At 56.2% G+C, this 872-nt stretch carries 1 protein-coding gene; it reads left to right on the top strand.

The genetic code is table 11. From position 1 onward, the window contains the following. Window positions 1-153 precede the first annotated feature (153 nt). Window positions 154-744 (top strand): NUDIX hydrolase, encoded by a 591-nt coding sequence (locus L692_RS0111530; RefSeq protein ID WP_025699978.1) that lies wholly within the window; start codon window positions 154-156, stop codon window positions 742-744. Window positions 745-872: the final 128 nt, after the last annotated feature.

Genomic DNA, 872 nt, shown 5'->3' with positions numbered 1-872 from the left:
AGCTGCCGCCGGATGTGATCCGGCTTTCCCGAGAGAAACAAGCCGGTGCGGCAAGTACGGCTTACCCTGTTATTCATGGCGATTTCCTTCTTTCTCTTGAAGTTTGCTATAATACACCGTATGCAGACCCGAAACAAAGGAGACCTGTAAAATATGGAAAAACAAGGAACTGACGTGAAAAAAGCATGGCCGTCCAATCCGGCGCTGGACGAGACGACCGTATCTACCCAGCCTATTTTTGAAGGCAAAATCATTACGCTTCAGGTGGACACTGTGACCCTGCCGGACGGCAATACCGCAACCCGGGAAGTGGTCAAGCATCCGGGGGCGGTGGCCATCCTGGCCTTGAATAAGGGCAAAATGCTCGTTGTCGAGCAGTTCCGCCAGCCGATGGGCCGAACGGAAGTGGAGATTCCGGCAGGCAAGCTGGACCCCGGCGAAGATCCGCTGAAAGCTGCGGCCCGGGAATTGCAGGAGGAGACGGGCTTTCACGGCGGAGATCTGTTCTTGCTAAAATCGTTCTACACCTCTCCGGGCTTCGCCGACGAGATTATTCATCTGTATGTGACGGAGAATGCGCAGAGCGGAGAAATGTCGCTGGACGAGGACGAGTTCCTGGTCGTGACGGAGTTGACGCTGGAGGAAGCGTACGAATATATTGCCGACGGGCGGATTGCCGACGCGAAGACGATGCTGGCGGTCTATGCCTGGCATTTGCATACGCTGACCGGCAAATGGAACTAGAGTGGAAGTCGGCTCCGGCGAGCCAAAATGAGGCTGCGGTTGTGCCGTCTGCTACGGCGGACAGCACACAATCCCGATCGGCGCCGGCCCTTGTCCGCACTTACTGCGACCTGCATGTTCATATTGGC

It is taken from the genome of Paenibacillus forsythiae T98, from assembly GCF_000520735.1.
Taxonomy (GTDB): Bacteria; Bacillota; Bacilli; order Paenibacillales; family Paenibacillaceae; genus Paenibacillus_AQ; species Paenibacillus_AQ forsythiae.
The sequence above is the reverse complement of the archived record's forward strand: the minus strand, read 5'-3'. Positions and strand labels throughout refer to the sequence as shown.

Coding starts and splice junctions, on each gene's coding strand:
- L692_RS0111530 (WP_025699978.1), top strand. CDS start 154: ATGGAAAAACAAGGAACTGACGTGAAAAAAGCATGGCCGTCCAATCCG.